At 72.8% G+C, this 4,979-nt stretch carries 2 protein-coding genes; both read right to left on the bottom strand.

Features of this window, described 5'->3' with window-relative positions; all coding sequences use genetic code 11:
* Positions 1–3,173 (bottom strand): M36 family metallopeptidase (locus tag BSZ37_RS00010; RefSeq protein WP_095508574.1); only part of this gene is annotated, 3,173 nt, incomplete at its 3' end.
* A gap of 492 nt (positions 3,174–3,665) precedes the next feature.
* Positions 3,666–4,979, bottom strand: a 1,314-nt coding sequence (locus BSZ37_RS00005) for a T9SS type A sorting domain-containing protein (protein ID WP_143537517.1), incomplete at its 5' end; no start/stop codon positions are given.

The raw sequence follows: 4,979 nt of genomic DNA, 5'->3' as shown, positions 1-4,979 counted from the left end.
GGCTCGAGCGCCTCGCCGGTCCCGGCCGAGACGACCCAGTCGGCGGCGACGGCGTCGTAGGCCGTCCAGAGGTTCGGGGGGTTCGCGGCCGGGTAGTAGCCCGGGACGCCGCGGACGAGGTTCTGGGCGGCGAGGTCGTCGACGGTCACGCCGACGGCGGGGGCCCCGAGGTACCGCATCCCGCGGGCGCCCTCGACCACGATCGAGATCGACCCGTCGTCGGCCACCGTGAGGCTAATCGGCACGACGGTGATGAGCGCGTCGGGATCGTTCGTCTCGATCGTCAGGTCGGCCGTGTAGATGCCGGCCGGCAGCTCCGTGGCGTCGACCGAGACCGTGACGTCGTCCGAGGCGCCCTCATCAATCGTCCCGGAGGTCGGGGCGACCGAGGCCCAGAGGATCGGGCTGTAGAAGAGGACGGCCTTGTTCGAGGCGACGTACGCCTCGTTGGCCGCGACTTCGAGGCCGATCGTCTGGTCAGCGTTCTCGAGGCCGGTGGCGGCGCTCGTGACCGTCCCGGTCATCGTCTCGTACTGGAACTCGATGAGCCCGTCGGCCGAGAGGAGGATCTGGAACGTCATGGCCGAGCCGGGCTCGCTGAACCGCGGGACCCCGTCCCACTGGATCACGAACCGGCCGTCGCCGAGCGTCCCGGTGTAGGTCGCCCCGCCGACGCTTCCGTCGAGGTCGTCCCAGAACGGGGCGATCACGTCGTTGACGTTCGTCGGTCCGCTCGCGCCCGGGAAGCTGCTCGGGTTGGTGTAGGTGTCGCCGACGGCTGACGAGAACGTGGCGAACCCGTTCGAATAGACCCGGATGGTCGACTTGTCGGCGCCGTAGAACGGGAACGTGAACGGGAGGGCCACGTCGGCGTACCCCTCGTCGGCCGCGGGGAAGGACCCGGCGGGCGTGAACGTCACGGCCGTGCCGGTGCCCGAGATGTCCTGGAAGTCGACGGCCGGGCCGCCCGGCTCGTCGGAGTCGATCCAGGCGTACCCGAACGAGTCCGGGCCGCCGGCGCCGAAGCCATCTTCCTCCGGCTGGTCCAGGCGCGTGATGGACGCGGTGTACTGGACGTCGCCGTCACCCGGCGCGCCGGTGTTCGAGATCGTGACCTCGCTGCTGGACGTGCCGCCCGGCGTCAGGTTGAACGCGAGCGAGGTCGGGGAGATCTCGACGGCGCCGGCGACGATCGGCGTGTCGAAGGCCTCCGTCCCGTCCGTCGTGGAGGTGGACGAGCCCTGGTCTGCCGAGTAGCCGAGGCCGCGGCGGGCGAAGCCGGCCCAGATCTCGTCGTAGTGGAGGCCGCGGCCCGGGGCCCCGGGGTCGGGGTAGAGCGCGGCGTCGGCAGCGAGGATGGCGTCGCGGCCGTCGACGAAGCCCGGCGAGCAGGGCTGGAGCTTCATCCCCTCCATCACGAGGGCGAGGGCGATCTGGTTGCCCGCGTCGCCGGTGGCGTCATAGACGTCGGGGTCGTAGCCGTAGGCGTCGATGAGCTCCCACGTCATCTCCCAGAGGGCGGTCGCCCACGCGAAGCCGACGCCGTGCGGGACCGCGAGTCCGCCGATGTCGCCGTAGGTGAAGGCGTTCACGCCGAAGTCCGTCGAGTACCGGGCCGGGCGGATGCCGGGGCCCGTCGTCGGCTCGTTGAGCGCGTACGTGCCGATGCCGCGGCCCATCGGGCCGGTGTCGCCCACCTGCTGGGTCAGCATGAGGCCGAGGTAATCGCTCCAGCCCTCGCCCATCTGCTCCGGGTTGTTGAGGCAGCCGACGTTGGCCGGGCCGCCGGTGAGGCGGTTCGAGACGCCGTGGCCGTACTCGTGGATGATGATGCCGGCATCGAGGTCGCCGTCGAGGCGCGGCGTGGCCGTCGTCCACTCGAACATCTGCATCCGCGGCGGGGAGCCGTCGGAGGGCGTGCCGAAGTTGGCGTTGTTCGACTTGCCGACGTTGGCGCCGTCCTGGGCCTCCGCCCGGACGTAGTCGTTGCCGAGGCCGCCGTTGCCATAGTTGTTCGCCTGGAAGTTGCCCGAGGCCTCGTCGAACCCGTAGTGGTAGAGGACGTCGTGGATGATGTTGTTCCAGTAGAACAGGTTCGCGGTCGCCGCCGACGTGTACGTCGAGGGCGCCTGCGTGAGGTCGATCGGGAACACGCAGTCGAGGCCCGCGCCGCAGTCCGGCGAGTCGCCCGCGACGCCGGTGTTGTCGTCGTTCCGGTCCTGGTAGGCCCGGACGTTGTTGCCCCACGTGATCGTGTACTCGGCGCCGGCGGCGCCGTCCGTGTCGTGCCAACCGTACGGCGAAGCCGTGGCGTCAGCGGGCTCGTCGACCGTCACGCGGCCGTCCGCCGGCGGGACCGTCGGCGAGTGGATCGGGCTCTCGTAGGGGATGGGGTAGACGAGGTAGCTCGAGCCGTCCGCTGGCGTCGTCGCGGCGGCGAGGTTCGGGCTCGGGACGGTCGCCACGAAGGGCGCCATCGAGGCCGGAGCGTCGGCCGCCTCGGACGGGTGGGCGTGCGAGCTCGGCCGGCCCCACGCGTCGTTCACGACGAGGTCGTGGCGCGAGAGCTCGGCGCCGGTCGCCGCGTCGAGGCGGACGACCCAGAGGTGATCGGCGTCCTTCGTCGGGACCTGGGCCTCCCACGCGAGGGCGACCGAGCGGCCTCGCGGGACGTACGTCAGCTGGGCCGTGACGTCGTAGCCGGCCACCTGGCCGAACGACGTGCGGCGCGTCGGGCCCGACTCAACCTCGATCGGTGAGGTTGGAACGCCCGCGGTGCCGACGAGCGCGGCCGCCATCTCGACGGCCTGCGACGCCGACAGCGAGGTGACGCTGGTCGTCGACGAGGCGTTAAGGTCCGGGACGAGCGAGCCGGCCGCGTGGACCACCTCCCCCTGGCCGTTCACGGCCACGGTCACGAGGCCCCCGGCGACGGGGATGCCCCCGCGGCGCTGCTGGACGTAGACGTAGTTGATGCCGCTCAGGGCGCTCCGGTGGCCGGAGGCGACGACGAGGTCGCTCACGTCCGAGGCGGACAGCGCCATGGACGGCGCCTCGGCACGGAGGTAGTCGAGCGCCGCACGTTCGGCGCTCGGCGACAGGGAAGAGGACTGGGCGTACGCGGACGTCGCCAGTCCTAGCGCGAGGGCGCTGACAAGTAGGAGTCGTGACATGGGTTGGGGATGGATGGAAGCCCAGGGGGAGGATGATCGGACGGGTCCGACCGGGCCGCGGCGACGCCCGCGGCCAGCCGGATGGGCCACTGCGCTGCGAATATATCGGGGTTGAACAATCCGCGAAGGCCTCAACCCCACATTTTCCAGCCTCTCTCGGCGCCCGAGCTCTGGGACCGTGCATGGAACCGCTACCAGCCCCCGGGTGGGTAAATAGACATCCTCGCTCGGTGGCCGGAAGAGCGGGGGGGAGCGGCTCGGAGACGCAGAGAAAGGCTAACGGCAGAATAGTGATCTGACAAATCTGCCCTTCCATGAAACCCGTTCACGCGCGCCGATCCGTTGCGCTACAGATTCCCTGTTCTGTTTCTCGCAGTTTGTCATGTGGTGAGTGCCCGAGGCTCAACGGGTGGGCCTGACCGCGCCGCGCCCCAGCCACCCACTGGGGGGGACTGGGGCGCGGAGGCTCGGGGGAGAGGCGGCCTCTCGGCGCTACCGGATGACGGCGGCCTGGCGCGTCGCGACCCGCCCGCCGGCCTCGACCCGGACGAGGTACACCCCCGCCGCGAGCCCGGCCGACTCGAGGACCGCCTCGTGCCGGCCCGCCGCGACGACCCCGTCGACCAACACGGCGACCTCCCGGCCCCGGACGTCGACGACCGACACGCGGGCCCGGCCCCCCGTCGGGACGGCGAACGCGACGCGGGCCGTCGAGCTCGACGGGTTCGGCGCGACGGCCGTCACCTCGAGGGCCCCGACGGACCCGGCGTCGGCCGGGGCCGCCCCGACCCGGAGGACGAACCGGTCCGTGGCCCCCGACGGGTCGGCGAGCTCGCCGGCCCCGTCGAGCTCGGCCTCCGTCCGCGCCGCCCGCTCGGCGACGTCGAACGTGTACGAGGTCCGGGCCCGGACGTCGACCTCCGTGCCCGTCGCGAGGTCGACGAGCGCGACGGGGAGCCCGGCCGGGAGCGCGCTGGCGTCCCACCGGAGCGTCATCGTCCGCGCGGCCCCGCGGGCGTCGAGGGCGAGCGGGACCTCGCCGGCCGCGAACGGCCGGGCGTCGACGGCGAGGAGCCCGGCGCCGACGCGGGCGCCGGCCGTGAGGGCCGCCTCGGCGAGCGGGGCCGTCGCCGGGGCGTCGTGGTCGTCGAGCGCGGCCCGGGCGGCGTCGGTGAACGCGACGGCGAACGAGCCGGCGAGGCGGCCGCCGTCGGCCGTCCGGCCCGAGACCGTGAACGGGAGGCGCGCGACGTCGGAGGCGCGGTCGACGGCCGTCAGCGCCTCGGCGGCCTCACGGGCCGAGGCGACCGGCGGGGCCGCCGGGTACGGGATCGTCAGCGTCCGGGGGTCGCCGTTGACGAGCGGGCCCTTGGCCCGGACCCGGAACGACTCCCAGGGCGCGATCGGCCCGGTCGGGGCGACCCACGACGCGGCGAGCTCGTCGTAGACCTCGACCCCGAAGATCGGGGCCACGTTCTCGCCGCCGGGCCACCCGAACACCCCCGTCACGTCGAGCGCGACGCCGAACGGGTTCGCGAGGTAGTTGAACCGGGACCCGCCCGTCTGGAGCTCGACGGTCACGTCGGCCGTGTTCGGCGGGAGCGTCGTCGAGAGCGTGAACGGGAGCTCGACCGACCGGGAGACGTCGGGGTTGCCGACGTTCCGGTCGTACATCCGCCAGCGGAAGGCCCGGCCGGGCTCGAGCGCCTCGCCGGTCCCGGCCGAGACGACCCAGTCGGCGGCGACGGCGTCGTAGGCCGTCCAGAGGTTCGGGGGGTTCGCGGCCGGGTAGTAGCCCGGGACGCC

The organism is Rubrivirga marina, assembly GCF_002283365.1.
In the GTDB taxonomy this organism is placed as follows: Bacteria; Bacteroidota; Rhodothermia; order Rhodothermales; family Rubricoccaceae; genus Rubrivirga; species Rubrivirga marina.
The sequence above is the reverse complement of the archived record's forward strand: the minus strand, read 5'-3'. Positions and strand labels throughout refer to the sequence as shown.